This is a genomic window from Chitinophaga ginsengisegetis (assembly GCF_900168065.1).
GTDB lineage: Bacteria > Bacteroidota > Bacteroidia > Chitinophagales > Chitinophagaceae > Chitinophaga > Chitinophaga ginsengisegetis.
In genome coordinates, this window is the sequence record NZ_FUZZ01000001.1 from 2,591,573 (window position 1) to 2,609,159 (window position 17,587).

Sequence of the window (17,587 nt, forward strand, 5' to 3'; positions counted from 1 at the left end):
TCAAAAGTAATTTGATACAGCCTCTTTATATAACAACACAACTTCCTCAATACAACACCCGGAAGCTGATAGTATCTTTAATCTTCTTCAGTTCTTTCAATATCTTTTTATCGTATTCACTGCTGGTATCTGTAATCACATAACCGATCGCGGTGTTCGTCATCAGAAATTGTGAAACAATATTAATACGATGATCCGCCAGCACCTGGTTTACTTTTGCCATCACGCCCGGAACGTTGCGGTGAATGTGGATAAAGCGGTGCGCATTATTTACTTCCGGCAATTGGATGTTGGGGAAGTTGCTGCTTTTAAAGGAGTCGCCATTGTTGATAAACTTAGCAATTCTTTTCGCCACGGATTCCGGCTTGCGGATATTATCGAAAATCACGATCCCCATTTCTGTGCAAAGTTCCTGCGGGATATGTTTTTTACTATTCCCCAGGTAACCGATCACTTTCAGTTTAGTCACCTTTTTCAGTTGTTCCGCGCTGATCTTTTCTCCTTCTCCCATCAACAGTATTCCGGCAGCCGATAACTGTTTATCGTCTGTTCCGGCGTGCTTAATGGTAAAGCCATCTTTCTTCAGGTATTTTACTGCTGCTTCCGGTACATCGCCCGCTACCTGGCAAAGGATGCGGTTCTTTGGATAGGAGATGGCGGAAGGCAGGTTATTCACATACAGAAACTCATCGAGGCTCGGAGTAATATGATCTGCTTTTTCTGTAACGGATTTACGCTCGATATTTTCTGTAAAGGCGTAAAACTTCTTGATCATCCCGGACTCCTTCAGCTGAAAGTCGGAATAGCCATCGCCAATACCATGAATTTCGCCCTGGAGCTGCAGTTCATGCAGCAATTTCACTTTACCGCCTTCATTGGAAAGAGGATTTGCCGCATCATAGCCTACTATCTTCCCTTCGTCGTTAAACAAAAAGGTGTTGGCATAAATATTTTCTTTTTTGATATGAAACGGCAGCACCACCGGTGTGATAAACTCTTTAAATCCACCGGAAACAATTAATACATCTTCTGCATGATGTTTAAAAAAGTTTTTATTTCTGGAGAAAGAAGTAGACACCAGCTTTTTCAGATGCTTCACCAACAGCTTCAGGTGGTGCTTATTGGCTTCCAGCAACTGCACCCTGGCAGCCAGACTTTCCCTGAAAGAAAGCTTTCCTTCCATAGCGAGGTTTGTCAGATCTTCAATTTTTTTATAGATCTGTTCCCTGTCCGGATGGTCCCGCAGGGATATGCGCGCCAGTTCATCCAATGCCTCCACCTGCGTGAAAGTGCTGTCAAAGTCGATTATATAGTATTTTTTGCCCACGAAACGATCAAATTTGGAGCACAAAAATATAAGTTTAAATAGGATTTAACAGACAATCTTGTAATTCGGGGAATTTAAGCCGGCATTATAAAGCGTCCCATTCCGGGTCTTCGTCCTCTTCCGGCGCCTTCTTTTCTACAGATAATTCAGCTGTTCTCCGTTCTCCTATCTGCTGGCGCCACATGGCATAGTACAACCCCTTATGTTCCACCAGCTCCTCATGTGTGCCGGTTTCCGCGATCTTTCCTTTTTCCAGCACAATGATCCGGTCGGCATGCATAATGGTCGATAACCGGTGCGCAATGAGTATGGTGATCTGTTCCCTGCGGGCGGAAATACTTCTTACGGTATCGGTAATGGCTTCTTCAGTAATAGAATCCAGTGCGGAAGTAGCCTCATCAAAGATCAGCAAACGGGGATGACGGATCAATGCACGGGCAATAGAGATGCGTTGCTTTTCCCCGCCCGATAATTTTACGCCGCCTTCGCCCAGCCGGGCATAAATGCCTTTGCCGGAACGTGCCAGCAGGGCGGTACAGGAAGCTTTCTCCAATGCTTCAATCACTTCCTCATCGGTGGCGTCGGATTTCACAAACAACAGGTTTTCCCTGATGGTACCTGCAAACAGCTGTGTGTCCTGCGTTACAAAGCCAATCTGTCTTCTCAGCGCATTATACCGGATATCGCCGGAAGGCACATCATTGAAGTATATTTCTCCTTCTACCGGTTTATACAGTCCCACCAGCAATTTCACCAGGGTTGATTTACCGGAGCCGGATGGCCCCACAAATGCAATGGTATCGCCGGTTTCCACGGCAAATGATATGTGGTCGATGGCATTGATGGCAGCGGTTTTATGCCTGAACACCACATCCTCAAAACGCATCTGCTGCAGGTCGCCGATTTCCACCGGTTCTTCCGGACGCTCTTCCACCGGGCGTTGCATGAGTTTATGAAACAATTGCAACGAGGCTTCTGCTTCCCGGTACTGGATAATAATATTCCCCAGATCCTGCAACGGAACAAAAATAGCCGTGGTAATAAACTGCATGGTGATCAGCTCACCGGTGGTGAGTATATTCCGGAAGATCAGCCACAGCAGGATAAACAGGATGCTCTGCTTTAAAATATTAAGTGTAGTACCCTGTAAGAAAGATAAGGTTCTTACCTGCCTGGTCTTTTCCATTTCCAGGTCAAAGATCTCTTTGGTAAAGGTTTTCAGCCGCCTTATTTCCGGGAAGGTTAAGCCCAGGCTTTTTACCAGTTCTATATTCCGCAATGATTCTGTAATGGCGCCGGAGAGCTGCAACGTTTCGCGGTTAATGGCCCGCTGCACGGTTTTCATTTTCTTGCTGAGCAAGCCGGTGAGTCCACCCAGGAAAATAATCCCTACCACAAATACGGGTATCAGCGCCCAGTGTTTGGTAATGGCGTACCAGATCAGGAATCCCATACCCACCAGGGAAGTAAAGAGGATGTTGATAAAAGCCGTAATAAAACGTTCTGTATCTGTTCTTACCTTTTGCAGTACGGCAAGTGTTTCTCCGCTCCGCTGCTCTTCATATTCCTCAAACGACAGCCGGAGTGTTTGTTTGAGCCCATCGTTGAATACCTGCATCCCGAATTTCTGCACTACCAGGCGAAGAAAATATTCCTGGAAAGATTTTGCCAGCCGTGCCAGCAAAGCAATTACCACTGCAACGCCCAGCCAGAACAACACCCCGTTCACCAGTTGCTTTTCGGGTATACTGTTTACCTTACCGGCGTAGTCATCGATGATTTTACCGAAAATCAACGGGTCTGTCATTACCAGCACCTGGCTGACGCCGGCCAGTAATAAAGATAAAATGACCAGCCACTTGTGCGGCTTCAAATAGTTCCAGAGAACCTTCATATTTTAAAATTACGACAAACGGGTAACATGTACCAAAATGAAGAGAGGCCGGATCAACGTTTGACCCGGCCTCTCATTTTCCGTTACGGATTAATTTTTTGCCCTGATGGCTTTTACTTCCGCAGCAGTAACCGCACTGGCCTTGTTACCGAAATTATTTCTCACATAAGTCAGTACATCCGCTATTTCCTGGTCTTTCAGAAAATTATGCGGCGGCATATTATTGGAATAATACTCGTCATCTATCGGAACAGACGACTGCATGCCTTTTAATATCACCTGTACCAATGTGGGTTTATCACCCAGCACAAAAGTAGTTTTAATCAGCGGCGGATTTAAATGTGGTACGCCACTGCCATCTACCTGGTGGCAGGTAAGACAATATTGCTCATATACCTTTTTGCCGCGGGCCATCGCAGGATTGGCGCCGGGCTTTTTTGTCTGCGCAGATAAAAAAGAAAGCACTGCACTGAATGCAACACCTGTTAAAATGATCCTCTTCATACAATATCATTATTTACCACTGTAGGTAATCTTATAAACCGTTCCTTTTACATCATCTGTTACATACAGGGAACCATCGGGACCCTGTGCCAGTCCACAGGGGCGGTGCTTTGCCTGGCCTGGCGATTGGATGTCCGGTACACCGGCAAAATCATCTGCAAAAACTTCCCATTTACCGGATGGTTTCCCATCTTTAAACGGTACAAATGCTACGAAATAACCCTTCTGTCCTTTCTGACGGTTCCAGGAACCATGAAAAGCCACAAAAGCGCCATTCTTATATTTCGCTGGAAACTGGCTGCCGGTATAGAACAACAAACCGTTTGGCGCCATGTGCGCAGGAAATGCCACTACCGGATCAATGGCGTTTTCACCACCGGTTTTCTTTCCGTCGCCACCATATTCGGGCGACAGTATTTTCTTTTGCTGTTGGCCGTCGTAATAAATATAGGGCCAGCCGGCATCATCTCCTTTCTTCAAAGCATACATACACTCAGCGGGTAGTTCGTTGCCTTGCTGCAGGTTGTAATATTCCGGGAACATGTCAAACAGTCCGTCTCTTCCGTGTTGCATTACAAATAACTGGTTATCTGTTGTATTCCAGTCGAGCCCCACCACGTTACGCAGACCGGTAGCGTAGCGGCTGCCATCGCCATAGGTCTGGTTCTGCTTATCTGCGCGGAATTGCCAGATGCCTGCCGCCGAATCGCGGATAGGACAGCCTTCCATGCCTTTGGAACCTTTTGCGCGGTCCTGTACCTGGCAGGAATTGGAGTAGGCGCCGATGTTCACGTAAATATTCCCGTCGTTGTCCAGCGTTAAGGCTTTGGCTTCGTGCTGGTGGCGGTTAATCAATCCCGTTACAATTTTTTCCGGTTGTTCGGGGTTGATCACTTCAAATTTATCGTTCAGGGCATAACGGTATACGTCCTCATCAGAGGAAGTATACAGGTATTTCCCTTTGATCACCATGCCGGTACCGCGGTAAGTGCCAAAGGTTTTTACGTCATTGCCATGTATAACCGCAATTGCTTTTCCTGGTTTTGAAGTCTGGATTTTTACATAGACATCCCCCAGCGGAGTGACCGCTATGTGGCGGGCTGCGCCCAGGTTTTCCGCTATTGCCTGTGCCTTGAATCCTGCGGGCAGTTTCAACCCTGCATTGCCGGGATCTGCCACTGTACGCCGAACAGCGCTGCTGTCGCCGTTATTGGCCAGGCATTGAACAGATAACAGCGTCATCATGGACAAATATCCCAGGAGAACTACTCTTGTTTTCATATTTTCTTTATTTACAATGATTGATGAGGGGATATGTAAACTTACCGTGTAAAAATAATAAGGCTTTTTATGGAATTGGTAATTTATGGATGAATGGCATCAGCTCCGGGCTACCAGGGAAGTGTAATACTTCACCAGGTAATGATAAATCACCAGCTCATGCAAACGGGCGTTGGCCGTAAACATCCTGTTCAGGAACATGTGGAGGTAATGCGGTGGCAATTCTGTTACGGCTGCCGGTTGTTTGGTCCGGAGTTCCAGGATGATGTCCTTCCACGCAGCCGCCCGCGCCGCAAGTATTTCGCGCGCGCCATCCGGTAACGTATAATCGTTCACGTTATCAGACAGTACATCCGTAACCTGCCTGTGGTGCTCCCGGTATTTATTGTTCAATTGCCGCAGCAGGGAGGCATCTCCATGATGCTCTGCAAAGTACTGTTGTTGCAATTGCTGCAACAATTTCAATTTCATCAGCGGCGTATAGCCGAAACCGTTTAATAATTCATCTGCTCCTTTTAGCGCCAGCAGCCAGCGTTCCTCGTTTTCTGCGCCGCTTATGGTAAGTAACAGCCTCAACACCGCTTCACTGTCGTGAAAAAAGAAAGCCTCGCTTTGTTCCATCAGCGCCGGCCCGTACCGCTCCAGCTCCCGCACATAAGTATCCAGCTGTATCTTCTGTACAATATCACTGTTAAGATAAGGAAACAGTAATGCATCTATCTCCTGTATTACGGCGGCGCTGTGCTCCCGGTATTGAGGCAGGTGAAAGCGGATGCGGATATGATGATCCGGATCCTGGTACCGGGTGAAGAACCAGCGGTCTGTTACCTGCGACGACTGCAATCTCACGGTGAGGGGCAGCAATACCTTCAGCAACAGCTTATCCATCCATTTGGGACCACAGTATATTTTTATATACATCCATTCGTTGCCGGGGGCAAAGCTGCGTTGCAAACCAGCCGGCACCTGCGTGGCAGGCAATGCAGGGGATGGCTGCCATGCTGTATTACGCAGCGGTATAATAATTTCATTGCAAAAAGCGCCCTGTTCGTTTGCCGATAAGCGGGTGGTTTCATTAAACAAACACTCCTGTAATACTACATTTCCTTTCTTCAGTTTATCCATCAACAGCATACGGCCAAAGGCACTGGAGAAATCTATTAACAGGTCGTTATCCCCTTCCGATAACACCACATGCCCCGGCAGCTGACGTTGCTCTTTTAGCAGCAGCAATGCCTCATCTGCAGAATGGGTTTCCATGAGTGAGGCAAAAGCCGCACTGGTCAGGTACCACCGGGCCCGTGCCAGGATCACCTCGTGATATACCACCCTGGGCAGAAACGGTTCTTCCTGTAAAATCCCCCAGTTCCATTCTACAGACAGTGCGTGCTGCTGTTGCAGGTCGCACAGGAATTTATAGGTCGATAAGCCACGGCTGAAGTTATGGGCGCTGGTCAGCCGGGGCAGTACTTCTTTTCCCCATCGTTGCGAACGCAACACTACCCTGTTGTTGCGCACACTCACCAGCAGGTCGCTCACCGGTAACTGGAATGCTTCCGGCAGGCTGCTTTTTCCCAGGAATGGTATTTCATAATCGTATAGGGATGGCCGTAGTAATACGTTTCCGGTGCGGCCTTCCGGCAAATGAATAATTTCTGCCAGTATTTTATCTTTCTCCAGTAACTGTTCCTGTTTGGTAAAATCGCGTAAGAGGTTTTCCAGTACCCTGTTCCCGGCGGCAAAGCGGCCCAGCAGGGCGAGGGCATTGGGTCCGTGGCATGTTTTCAGCAAAAACTTAAAGTCGCCATTATCCATTGCAGCGGCTGAAGTGGCCATCAGCGAGCCCATGAGACAAAGCGCCGGAGGCATTCCAGGATTATCCATGCCGGTGGCCAGCTCATCCAGGTCGGCATCTGCCAGGGAAATGACATTCGTGCCTGCTGCTTTTGAAGCGAGCAAGTGCTTCAGTACAAACTTCGTTTGGGCGTTCCAGTGAATGGTACCGTTCTTTTTGCCGGCCGGCATCACGAGGTCATCTATCAGCGGCGTATAACTTGCATCTTCACCGGATACCACGCCGTAGCCTATCCCTGATTCGCTGTCCAGCGCCATCATCAGTGGTATTTCGCGCTGATCATATTTTTGAAGGAACTGTTCTTTAAAACGCTGCAGGTCCCCACCATCGCCGGAAGTGCTGAATACCAGCAGGCGTTCCAGTCGCTGTAACAGGGTACCGGTAACAGATGCGGACAGGCGGGGGCCAGACTCAAAAAAAAGATCCACCTGTACCGGCTCTTTGGCATTAATAGCCGGGAAATGCGATGCCAGGATATCCTTAACTTCCTGGTAGCGGTTTACTCCTTTAGCCGGGTGCTCCAAAAGCTGCTGCACCTGTTGCAAAGCAGGAACACAGGCGGGCGCGGGATGTAATGCCAGCAGTTCGCGGATCAGGGCATCCAGGTTATTACTCCCGGTAATTTCGGGGGATAATCCTACAACTAGGATCTGGCTCCGGATCAGTGTTTCAATAAAAGTGCGGGCTTCCTCCGCCGGTATGTCCAGGTTGGTGAGTACACCGGTGAGTCCGGCGATGCTGGCGCCTTTGCCGGCGGCTGCGAGCAGGGCTTCCATATATTCATTCTGCGGGAAGGCGCTGAGGAAGTAATGCCTTTTTTTATCGCGCAGCTGGTATTCAAAATAGCGGGAGGCGTTACCGGAATGATATAAACTGCTATTGGGAAAATAAAGCAGTTGCCTGCTTATTTCGGGCCATTGTGCCAGTTCGCTTATCAGTTCAGACAGGTACCCCATGTCCAGCCGGGCTACGGGTTGGTGCTGATGTATGGCAGGGGCTGGTAACCGGGTAGGGCCTGTATGAATGTAGCCGGTACTGCAACCGGCAAATAAGCCGTATGGAGTGCAGCGGGTGCTCATTCTCAGGAGGTAACGGTAAAGCGCCAACGGCAGTTTCAGGGAAGTATCGGTGGATGGCAGCCACTTCATCATTTCTGCATGAAGCGCGGGGCTGGCCAGGAAAACGGCCTCCTGTAATAACGGATGGGTATATATTTCCCGGAGGGCTGATACAAAGGAAGGCTGATCACTGCGGGTGTTACAATGCAATTGTAACACTTCCTCATATGACAATAGTGGCATTCTCAGTAAAAAGAAATCGCAGGTGCGCAGCACGGACATAGATAGCTGGCATACTTACTTTAGTAGGAAAGCTACGCCTTCCGGCTCTGTATGCTTGATAAAGATAAAAATGTTTTTTCAGGATCTCAGGTGACGGCTATTTTGACACCTGGAATAACCCGTTCCATTTCATCTACAAATTTCTTATAACTGGCAGGTTTACCCAGGTAACCCTGCCGTTCTTCCTGGCAAAGATGTTGGACCTCGCGACTGGAATAAGCAGTAACAAGAATAAAAACGCAGTCCTTTTTAAGAAACTTCGCTATAATATCTCTTGTATTGCCTCTTAGGTTAACATCCAAAAAAACGACGTCCACTTTTCTCTCAGCAATCAGGCTTTCCACGGTGTCCAGCTCTGATGCTTTTTTTACAAGTTTCAGATAGGATGTTCTTTGGATATAGCTTTCCAGTATATCTAATGCCAGAGGCTCGTCATCTACTATGGCACATCTGTATTGCATTTCTTACCAAAGGGGTTAATCAATTAGGAATAATAATCAAATTTGTTAAAGACCTAGCGAAATAAACCTGTCAAAGTAGTAGGAGTAGTGGGAATACTTGAAGGTATTGTTGCTGCTCCATCATAACTGGATGCCCTTATGTTTTCTATTGTACTTATATCAGCTTTTGAAACAATTTCTTTTTCTAAAATTAACACAGGGCGGCGATTCACAGACAATTTAGTTTCCGACATAAAATATGCATTTAAAGTGACCTGATAGACAAATCAACGACCGAATCTCGCCCAATGATCTTAAATATCATATTTTATTAGACATAATTGCTTTTTTCTTCGACCAACAGCCCTGGTTATGGATGCCGGTAATTACTCTTCGTCCTCCTCGTTATAGTTGGCAATGCCAAGCAGTCGCTTGAGGTCTTGCCGGGAGGCTTTGGAAATAATCACAGACTGGCCGTTAACGACTTCCACGGTATTACCCATGATAGATTTAATAGCCTGCAATCTTACAATATACGATTTATGGATACGCATGAACTGATCAGGCGGCAAAATATCTTCTATTGCTTTCATGCGCATATAGGTAATGATATTTTTTTCCCTGCATACAATTTTGATATAATCTTTCATCCCTTCCACATAATAAATATCGTCGAAGAGAATTTTTGTCAGCTTGTTATTATCTTTTACAAACAGGTGATTGGTATTCTGAATTTTGGGTTTGATGGTTTCTGCGGCTGCGGGCTGCCAGCGCTGACTGATATGTGCCCGCGCTTTGTTTACGGCTTTAAGGAATCTGTCGAACGAAATAGGCTTCACCAGGTAATCCACGGCATCCAGCTCAAAACCAGCAATGGCATGGTCCCTTGAGGCAGTGGTAAAAATAACAACAGGCGGATTGCTCAGAGAACGGATCATTTCGATGCCATTAATATTGGGCATCTGGATATCGGAAAACAGCAGGTCCACAGGCTGCCGTTGCAATTCATTGATTGCATCAAAGGCATTTTCGCAAAAGGCTACAGGTTGCAGATAAGGCACCCTTCCAATGTAATTTTCCATCAGATCCCTCGCAAACGGCTCATCGTCCACTACAAGGCAGGTAATTACTTGATCCATATTTTTTCTAGTTCAACGTTAGTGTCAAGACAACTTTGTAATATTCGGGATTATTTTCAATAAATAAAATGTGTTGATCAGGATATAATAGAATAAGCCTTTTACGGGTGTTGCTTAATCCGATCCCCCCGGATATCTTTTTGCCTTCCGGCAGCTCTCCTTTGCTATTCGAAATTTCAAATCTCAGCCGGTTATCCGATACATCCATTGATGCGTGGATCCAGCATTTATCTGCTGTAGTACTATGTGAATATTTAAAAGCATTTTCTACAAAAGGAAACATCAGCAATGGCGCTATCTGGTAGCCCTCCATCTTCTCTGTATCGCAATCGAAATGTATACTGGCATTTTTTCCATAACGCACACTTTCCAGTTCTACATAATTTTTCAGGAACTCCGCTTCCAGACCCAGCGGCACCATTTCTGTATTTGAATCATAGAGCGTATACCGCATCATTTCCGACAGGTGCATGATCAGGTCCGATGCCAGCGCGTCATTCCTGATAGACAATGAATAGATATTATTCAGTGTATTAAACAGGAAATGCGGGTTCAGCTGGGAGCGGAGAAAATCAACCTCCAGGTTCAGGTTATCCCGCTCCAGCCTCAATGTACGGGTGGAAGCGCGGATAATGTCCAGTATCAGTTTCAACGACATGGGCGGCGCTACAGTCATCAATACCGGAAAGAAGATCTTCAGCAAATGATTAGGCGAAAAAGTATCCCTCCATCCGCTGTTAACCACCCGCTCCAGGAATTCCCTCACCGGAACATCCGTAATCTCCAGAAATATAAGTACATACAACGAGCATAGGTAATTAATAACAGACCAGAACAGGAAAGGTATTATTAAATATACAATCGTAAGAAAAAAGTATCCCTTCAGTAAAACCTTCGGTATTGTAAAATAAAAAACGAAATAAAAAAAGAACATGGCGCCCAGCACATTCCGGATAACAAATACAAGACTGGCGCTGGCGGAAACAGTAAAAGTACCACTCAATAATAAAGCATAGAACATTGCCATGCATCCCCACATGAGCACATGCGCCCATATCCTGACTCTTGTTCCATAATACTTATCAGATAAAAAAAATGAAAACCATTCCATGAGTTTCCGGCTGATATCAGGCGGCTCTCCATTGGTTTTTCTTCTGAAAAAAGCTAGCATCGTATCCCTGAATATAAAAAATTTACACTAAGCAGGAAGCAAGTAAGATAAAAATACTTTACCAATCTGAATTTTCTTTTATCATATAAATTTTTAATATTATACAAATACCCTTTTCAGTCTATAACTTACACATTATGAATGTCTTCTGCCAGCACTCAAAGTACACAATGTTGGATACAACCGCATTTTCATCGCGTTTATGAGTCAATTCATCTAATAAGTTTAATCGCTTGCTATTTAATGCTGACTTTTGAGATGCAAGCCTGAATATGTTCGCTGGCTTAAGCTCTTTGCCGTTACAAATTCTACAAAAACAAGGATGAAGCGTGCATTAACCTGCACAAAAGATACTTTCATCCATTGTTGTTACCATTGTCACTTAAAAGATTGACATTTAACTTATTAATAATATTACACCAATCTGGTCAGAAAACCTAGCGAATTTTGTCCTGCGTGAACTCCAAAAAAAGATTATAGCTGAGGGTATGAACATCTACCTGCTAATACTATTCTATTCTATGGAAACACTATGAATTTCCCCCTTACAGCTCTAAAGGAGATAGACAACCGTCTATCTCTTTTTATTATATAAATACTGCACCCACTGCCATAATACCAACAAACTCATCAATAACAGGAGCAGGTAGCCAACCGGCTTCCCGTGATAAAGTCCCTGGCACATCCGGGCTACGCCGGCGCCCAGTAGCACTATCACCAATCCTCTCATAAAAGGGAAAAAACCGGCATATTGCCGGAACAATACAGCGAGGTAACCAATGATAATACACCCGCCATAGAACACCAGGAATTTTTTCCCGTTGATGGCAAAGGGGTTCCACTGCGATGAAACACAGTAAACATAGAGGAAGGGCAAAAAGAACGCGCCGATGGCAAGGAGAGAAAGAAAAAGGGGTCGTGGAGTTATTTCTTTTTTCATCGTATCATTTTTTTAAGATCAGGACCCGCACCCGCCGCATCCACCTCCGCAACTGCTGCCACAGCTACTTCCGCAGCTGCTGCCGCTACTGCAATTACTTCCGCCGGAATCATCCTCACTGTCAGCTTTCGTCTTTTTCTTATTGCTTTTTGCAATAAGAAGTCCCAGAAACAACAGCACCATTGTATATCCAAAGAAAGGCGCACTGTCGGCCGTACAACCTGCAAAGAAGAAGAAGGATAAGAAGAGAAGGGGTGTTAACCAGCGCCGGGAAAACAAGGTAAAGCGCTTTATCAGGGAGAAGGAAAGGGAGGGGGATTTATTTAACCAGATAGCTTCAGGCGGATCTTCTCCAAAACATCGCCGGTATAACTGCAGCGTATCCTCCTGCCAGGCCGCGTGCTTTTGTTGTTCTGCCCGTCCACCGCCGGAAGGATAATGGTGGATCTTTTTACCCAGCGTTTTCTCACAAAATACTTCCCAGTAATTCTGGGTGTAAAGTAAATGCTGGTGCCAGACCTTATCTACAATTTCAGAAGGGGAAGCGCCCGTCGGAGAAATACAGCAGAGATAGATAAAGCGCTTATACTCCTGTATGGCTTTCCGCGTAAAGTCTTCACTCCAGCGCTGTTCCCGGGCCAGCTTCTTCGAAAACGGGAACTTTACATCCGGCTCATCCAAACGGAAGTTGCTGATCTGCTCCCATAGCAATGTACCCGGTGATAAGGCTACGAATTGGTTGTTTTTCATCATCATAATTTCATTTTTTATTTGTTATTACCAAGATGAAATTATTTTAGAATACTAAAGTCTTGTGCGTATCTTAGACAGACCTATTTCCGTATTATAATCGTATTATTATGAGTAAGGAAGAATTGCTTAACCTGGAACGGCTGATGAATTACATTGCTTATCAATACCTGAAAAAGGTAAGCTGGGAAGATGTTTCAAAAACAGAATGGAGCCATGTTGTAGATGAGTTCAACACGATCATCGGCAAACAGCAGCGCTTCAGGAAATTAGCCGCACCTCCTTCCCTGTTCGGCGACAATTATTTCTATGAACACCTCGTGATCCGGAAACTGAAAGCCGCTAAAAACAATACTGCCATTGCAGCATTGAGCAGCCCGAATTTCTCTAAACTGAATGTAATAGCAGTGGCACTTGGCTTCAGCAGTTACATTGATTTCATCAATAACTCGTCGGAGGTATATCCCTTTCATGAACTTAAAATCGGTATTCCCCTGTCGGCAGTCAATCATAAATTACTGGATCACCTGGTGGGATACTGGTATTGCTATAACCGTAACCTTCCGTTTAAGTCGGGTAAGAAGGCGGCTGAACGTATCTGGAGATCTTCCCTGGAGATATATAAGTCGGGCGATGAATACCTTGTGGAGCGCACCGGAAGGGATAACCATATGTATTATGGTAAGATAACCTCTTATGCCAACTACATTTTTATTATCATGAACAGTACTACGTTTATCCGTCAACGTCATTTCATAGGCCGGCTGAAAGATATGGAAGATAATATAAAGAGATCCGGGTATGCCATCAATGAGTTAAACTTTGTAAGTACCTGCGTGAGCTTTAATGAAGAACCCATCGCGCTGTATGAAATATTTCACCGGGTGGCAAAAGTAAAGGACTTCGACAAAACATCCATAGACCTGGCTTTCGACAGCCCACTGCTGCCAAAGCATATCCTGGTACACCTGAAAGACAGTGAGCAGAACAGGATCATGCAACACTAAAACAAGCGGCTGTTAAAAGGTAACCGTACCCACGGGCTTTCCGGCGCTGCCAGCAGGTGTTCCATATTATTGCGCAGAATTTCGAAACTACCCATTTCTACCCCGTTCCACACACAACGGGCAAACTGGTAGGAAACGGAAAGATGTTTCCAGGAAGTGTAAGTTCTTTTAATCAGCGGAACACAGGCCTGGATGTATTCCTGCGCCTCGTCATAACTGATATAACCGGCATCATAGCCAGAGCGGCTCAGGTTAATAATACGGCCAAAGTCCCAGATCAGCATATCCGGTTGCAGGTTTTCGTTTATGAGTTCCCGTTGCCTGAACAGCTCCAGGGCTTCACGGGTATTGCGTAAGCGTTCCATCACTACCGCCTCTTCCAGCTCATTGGTGGCGATATGTTCCTTCAGAAAGGCTTTGCTTTCTTTCATAGAAACTGCATTGATCGCCTGCCAGATAATATCATATTCTATCCGGTGACCGCTCTCCTGCAGCCAGGCGAGCGTTTCCCGCAACGCTGCGGTATTGTTGATATCCCACCATTCCGACAGCCGTTCGCGGCATGTCAGCCCATCTGCACCGGTAGTAAGATCATTCAGGTACAGACGGTTTAGAAAGGCAACGTCAGCTCCGCAGGCTACTGCCCATTGCCGCCGGATATCCAGCCGGCTGTTCGGATTCAGAGATAAGGCCGGCGGATGTTCATCCCCGTCCGTTACATCTGCATCATCTCCTGAAAATAAGTGGTTAAACTGTTTCACATCCTTAAACAGGGCTGGCCAATCGTTTGCCGAAGTGGCAGGGGGCTGTAACTGCTGCTTATACAAGGCAATTTCTTCTTCGCTGAGTCCCATATTGCGCAGTTGCTGCTCCATATAGTGCTGCTGATCCATCAGGATTGGTTAAGGGTTCGGTTAAAATGAGCTAATTCCTGGTATTTACGGATAAAACCAGGTTAAAGTTTTTCTTTAGGTATTGTAAAGATAGATAATGTTCTGATACGACTGCACGCAATATCAATAATAGCTTCACGGGCAGCTACCCGAAAGGAGATTGCCTCCGGCCCGGCGCCGGGTTAAATACCGTTTATCCGTTACCGGTAGCCCCTTCAATGTCCGGCCGGCGGTTAATTGCAACAACCAATGCCTTTCCTGTGTTTTGATAGTAAGTGCTTTGATTATGACTACTTCTACAGACAATCCCGGCAAAAAAATCAGGGATACGGTGCCCCGCACTTCGCAGGGCATCTTCCGGCTGCCGGCCCAACGTCCTACTATACTGGAAGCCATTAAAGCTTCCAACTACGACCGGGTAAAAGACCTGATCCCCATCCGGATGAGCAGGATGAGTACATCGCCCTTCGCTTTTTACAGGGGTACTGCCGATATTATGGCACGGGATCTCTCCTCGTTACCGCATACCCGCTTGCAGGTACAGGCAATGGGCGACTGCCACCTGATGAACTTTGGCGGGTTTGCCACACCGGAACGTAACCTGATCTTCGATGCCAACGATTTTGATGAAACACTGCCCGCACCGTGGGAGTGGGATGTAAAACGGCTGGCCACCAGCTTTGTACTGGCAGCACGGCATAACAATATGCGGGAGACAGATGCGCAGCAGATGGCCGTTGATATGGCGATGGCTTATCGTACCGGTATGGCAGAATACGCCCGGATGAATGCACTGGATCTCTGGTATATGAAGTTTGAAATGCATGACCTGCTAAACCGCACCCGTAGCGAAAAAGTAAAAACCCTGCTGAAAGAAGCAATGGACAGAGCGGAAAAAAGTTCACATACCAAAGTGTTTTATCAAATCACCCAGAGCGTGCTGGGAAGTTTTGAAATTGCGGATCAGCACCCGCTGATCTATCACCCGATCGACCTGGTGCAGCAGAAAAAAAAGGTACAGTCGTTCCTGGACCATTACAAGAGTACTTTACAGGATGACCGGCGATATCTTTTCAGTCAATACAACATCGTCGATATTGCCCTGAAAGTTGTGGGCGTAGGCAGTGTGGGTACCCGTTGCCTCGTAGCGTTGCTCATGAATGCAAAAGACGATCCTCTTTTTCTGCAGGTAAAAGAAGCCAGAACCAGTGTGCTGGAAGCCTATACCAGTAAAAGCAAATACCCGCATAACGGAGAAAGGATTGTACAGGGGCAGCGGCTGGTACAGGCAGCCAGCGATATTTTCCTGGGCTGGAGCACCGACGGGGAAAACAGGCATTATTACCTGCGGCAGCTGAGAGACCGGAAAATTGCACCGGATGTCGAACATTTTGATAAGGAGATACTGGCGGCATATGCAGGTTTGTGTGGAAAAGTACTGGCAAGGGCGCATGCCAAAACCGGGCAGGGCGCCGTGATCAGCAACTACCTGGGTAAATCGGAGGTGATGGATGAAGCCATCGGTAAGTTTGCAGTAGCCTATGCAGATCAGACAGAGAAAGACTACGCGGACTTCCTGAAAGCGGTAAAGGGCGGGAAGCTACCGGTGTCTGTAAAATAAAAAGGGATGTTGCAGTACAACATCCCAATCACTATAACTAATTTCTAACACTAAAAAGTTCTGTCGCGTTTATCCAGTTTCCCTCTCCTGTTGTGTGGTTTGGGTCTTCTTGGAAGTGCCTTCGGCATATCCGGGTTGGCGCTGTTGGCTTCCATCAGTGCCGCTTCTTCAAATGGATGGGACACGGAAGGAATGGTTTGACGGATCAGTTTATTGATGCTGTGGAGGAATGGTCTTTCTTCTGTATCACAGAAAGAGAGGGCATAACCTGCAGCACCCGCTCTACCGGTTCTGCCTATACGATGTACGTATGTTTCAGAAACATTTGGCAGATCGTAGTTGATGACGTGTTCCAGTGAATCCACATCGATACCTCTTGCAGCAATGTCTGTAGCAACCAGCACACGCAGGCGGCCATTTTTAAAGTTGTTCAGGGTATTCTGGCGGGAAGCCTGTGACTTATCCCCATGCAGGGCATCGGCATCGATATTACGTTTCTTCAGGTTCTTTGCGATCCTGTCGGCACCATGCTTGGTTTGGGTAAATACGATGGTACGTTCAATACGATGGTCTTTCAGGATAGTTTCCAGCAGTGACTGTTTATCTTTCTTCTTTACAAAGTAAACGGATTGTTCAATCCTTTCCGCAGTGGAAGATACCGGTGTAATGGTAACCTTTTCCGGTTTGTAAAGTAAAGAGTTAGCCAGTTGCGCGATGCTTGGCGGCATGGTAGCCGAAAAGAAAAGCGTTTGGCGTTGCTGTGGCAGTTCCCTGATCACCTTTTTGATATCGTTGATAAAGCCCATGTCCAGCATGCGGTCGGCTTCATCCAGCACAAATATTTCGAGGTGGTTCAGGTAAATGTAACCCTGATTCATCAGGTCGAGTAAACGACCCGGTGTGGCAATCAATATATCTGTTCCGTTGCGCAGGGCAATAGTTTGCCTGTGTTGCGGAACACCACCAAAGATCACATCGTGTTTCAGACCGGTGTGTTTGCCATAGGCGGCAAAACTTTCATCGATCTGCACCGCCAGTTCCCTGGTGGGCGTGAGGATCAGTGTGCGGATATGTTTAAAGCCTTGTTTTTCCGGCGTACTGTTATGTAATAACTGTAAGATGGGGATAGCAAACGCAGCCGTCTTACCGGTGCCTGTTTGCGCGCAGCCGAGGAGATCTTTACCTTCCAATACAATAGGAATAGATTGTAATTGTATAGGAGTAGGTGTAGTGTACCCTTCGGTTTTAACTGCTTTTAAAATGGGCTCAATAAGCCCTAATTGCTCAAATAACATGTTGATATATCTGATGTAATAAATATAAAATAACGCTTCTTCATCTTTAGCGTTATCACAATTGAGGAGAGCAGTAAAGAAAAGATTTCCGGACTGGAGAGAATAGATATTTCTGTGCTTTATGCTTTTA

The 17,587-nt window shown here is 46.3% G+C and carries 15 protein-coding genes; 2 read left to right on the plus strand and 13 right to left on the minus strand.

The window, feature by feature from the left end; translation table 11 throughout:
• Positions 1–46: 46 nt before the first annotated feature.
• From B5Z18_RS10185 to B5Z18_RS10230, 11 genes are all read right to left on the minus strand, one after another.
• On the minus strand, positions 47–1,351 hold the full coding sequence (locus B5Z18_RS10185; RefSeq protein ID WP_235015902.1) for an HAD-IB family phosphatase: 1,305 nt from the start codon (positions 1,349–1,351) through the stop codon (positions 47–49).
• Positions 1,352–1,412: 61 nt separating this feature from the next.
• Positions 1,413–3,221 carry an ABC transporter ATP-binding protein gene (locus B5Z18_RS10190; RefSeq protein WP_079469246.1) on the minus strand — a complete coding sequence of 603 codons (1,809 nt, stop codon included), beginning with the start codon at positions 3,219–3,221 and terminating at the stop codon, positions 1,413–1,415.
• 90 nt (positions 3,222–3,311) lie between these two features.
• Entirely contained in the window at positions 3,312–3,725 is a 414-nt protein-coding gene (locus B5Z18_RS10195; RefSeq protein ID WP_079469247.1) for a c-type cytochrome, read from the minus strand.
• A gap of 9 nt (positions 3,726–3,734) precedes the next feature.
• Complete coding sequence (locus B5Z18_RS10200; RefSeq protein WP_079469248.1) at positions 3,735–5,006, minus strand: PQQ-dependent sugar dehydrogenase; 1,272 nt, start codon at positions 5,004–5,006, stop codon at positions 3,735–3,737.
• A 99-nt stretch (positions 5,007–5,105) separates the two neighbouring features.
• Entirely contained in the window at positions 5,106–8,201 is a 3,096-nt protein-coding gene (locus B5Z18_RS10205; RefSeq protein ID WP_079469249.1) for a lantibiotic dehydratase, read from the minus strand.
• 86 nt (positions 8,202–8,287) lie between these two features.
• Positions 8,288–8,662, minus strand: coding sequence for a response regulator (locus B5Z18_RS10210; RefSeq protein WP_079469250.1), 375 nt, complete (start codon positions 8,660–8,662; stop codon positions 8,288–8,290).
• A gap of 53 nt (positions 8,663–8,715) precedes the next feature.
• Positions 8,716–8,895, minus strand: a complete 180-nt coding sequence (locus B5Z18_RS32270) for a hypothetical protein (RefSeq protein WP_143313541.1) — start codon at positions 8,893–8,895, stop codon at positions 8,716–8,718.
• Positions 8,896–9,027: 132 nt separating this feature from the next.
• On the minus strand, positions 9,028–9,780 hold the full coding sequence (locus tag B5Z18_RS10215) for a LytR/AlgR family response regulator transcription factor (RefSeq protein WP_079469251.1): 753 nt from the start codon (positions 9,778–9,780) through the stop codon (positions 9,028–9,030).
• Positions 9,781–9,787: 7 nt separating this feature from the next.
• Positions 9,788–10,951 carry a sensor histidine kinase gene (locus B5Z18_RS10220; RefSeq protein ID WP_079469252.1) on the minus strand — a complete coding sequence of 388 codons (1,164 nt, stop codon included), beginning with the start codon at positions 10,949–10,951 and terminating at the stop codon, positions 9,788–9,790.
• Between the two features lie 574 nt (positions 10,952–11,525).
• Positions 11,526–11,891 carry a hypothetical protein gene (locus tag B5Z18_RS10225; RefSeq protein ID WP_079469253.1) on the minus strand — a complete coding sequence of 122 codons (366 nt, stop codon included), beginning with the start codon at positions 11,889–11,891 and terminating at the stop codon, positions 11,526–11,528.
• Between the two features lie 18 nt (positions 11,892–11,909).
• Entirely contained in the window at positions 11,910–12,647 is a 738-nt protein-coding gene (locus B5Z18_RS10230) for a glycine-rich domain-containing protein (RefSeq protein WP_200817226.1), read from the minus strand.
• Between the two features lie 104 nt (positions 12,648–12,751).
• Between B5Z18_RS10230 and B5Z18_RS10235 the strand changes: the two genes are divergently transcribed.
• Positions 12,752–13,648, plus strand: coding sequence for a hypothetical protein (locus tag B5Z18_RS10235; RefSeq protein ID WP_079469254.1), 897 nt, complete (start codon positions 12,752–12,754; stop codon positions 13,646–13,648).
• Here the strand turns inward: B5Z18_RS10235 and B5Z18_RS10240 are convergent.
• Positions 13,645–14,541 (minus strand): DUF1266 domain-containing protein, encoded by an 897-nt coding sequence (locus B5Z18_RS10240; protein ID WP_079469255.1) that lies wholly within the window; start codon positions 14,539–14,541, stop codon positions 13,645–13,647. The two genes, B5Z18_RS10235 and B5Z18_RS10240, sit on opposite strands and share 4 nt — an antisense overlap.
• A gap of 286 nt (positions 14,542–14,827) precedes the next feature.
• On the opposite strand from B5Z18_RS10240, the gene B5Z18_RS10245 reads away from it, so the two are divergent.
• Entirely contained in the window at positions 14,828–16,162 is a 1,335-nt protein-coding gene (locus B5Z18_RS10245; protein ID WP_079469256.1) for a DUF2252 domain-containing protein, read from the plus strand.
• A 50-nt stretch (positions 16,163–16,212) separates the two neighbouring features.
• Here B5Z18_RS10245 and B5Z18_RS10250 read toward each other — a convergent pair whose 3' ends face one another.
• Complete coding sequence (locus B5Z18_RS10250) at positions 16,213–17,457, minus strand: DEAD/DEAH box helicase (protein WP_079469257.1); 1,245 nt, start codon at positions 17,455–17,457, stop codon at positions 16,213–16,215.
• Positions 17,458–17,587 lie beyond the last annotated feature (130 nt).

Bases quoted from the DNA above. Each gene is read 5' to 3' on its own strand.
- B5Z18_RS32270 (WP_143313541.1), bottom strand. From the start codon at position 8,895: ATGTCGGAAACTAAATTGTCTGTGAATCGCCGCCCTGTGTTAATTTTA.
- B5Z18_RS10205 (WP_079469249.1), bottom strand. From the start codon at position 8,201: ATGTCCGTGCTGCGCACCTGCGATTTCTTTTTACTGAGAATGCCACTA.
- B5Z18_RS10235 (WP_079469254.1), top strand. From the start codon at position 12,752: ATGAGTAAGGAAGAATTGCTTAACCTGGAACGGCTGATGAATTACATT.
- B5Z18_RS10230 (WP_200817226.1), bottom strand. From the start codon at position 12,647: ATGATGATGAAAAACAACCAATTCGTAGCCTTATCACCGGGTACATTG.
- B5Z18_RS10215 (WP_079469251.1), bottom strand. From the start codon at position 9,780: ATGGATCAAGTAATTACCTGCCTTGTAGTGGACGATGAGCCGTTTGCG.
- B5Z18_RS10240 (WP_079469255.1), bottom strand. From the start codon at position 14,541: ATGGATCAGCAGCACTATATGGAGCAGCAACTGCGCAATATGGGACTC.
- B5Z18_RS10245 (WP_079469256.1), top strand. From the start codon at position 14,828: ATGACTACTTCTACAGACAATCCCGGCAAAAAAATCAGGGATACGGTG.
- B5Z18_RS10195 (WP_079469247.1), bottom strand. From the start codon at position 3,725: ATGAAGAGGATCATTTTAACAGGTGTTGCATTCAGTGCAGTGCTTTCT.
- B5Z18_RS10250 (WP_079469257.1), bottom strand. From the start codon at position 17,457: ATGTTATTTGAGCAATTAGGGCTTATTGAGCCCATTTTAAAAGCAGTT.
- B5Z18_RS10220 (WP_079469252.1), bottom strand. From the start codon at position 10,951: ATGCTAGCTTTTTTCAGAAGAAAAACCAATGGAGAGCCGCCTGATATC.
- B5Z18_RS10210 (WP_079469250.1), bottom strand. From the start codon at position 8,662: ATGCAATACAGATGTGCCATAGTAGATGACGAGCCTCTGGCATTAGAT.
- B5Z18_RS10225 (WP_079469253.1), bottom strand. From the start codon at position 11,891: ATGAAAAAAGAAATAACTCCACGACCCCTTTTTCTTTCTCTCCTTGCC.
- B5Z18_RS10200 (WP_079469248.1), bottom strand. From the start codon at position 5,006: ATGAAAACAAGAGTAGTTCTCCTGGGATATTTGTCCATGATGACGCTG.
- B5Z18_RS10190 (WP_079469246.1), bottom strand. From the start codon at position 3,221: ATGAAGGTTCTCTGGAACTATTTGAAGCCGCACAAGTGGCTGGTCATT.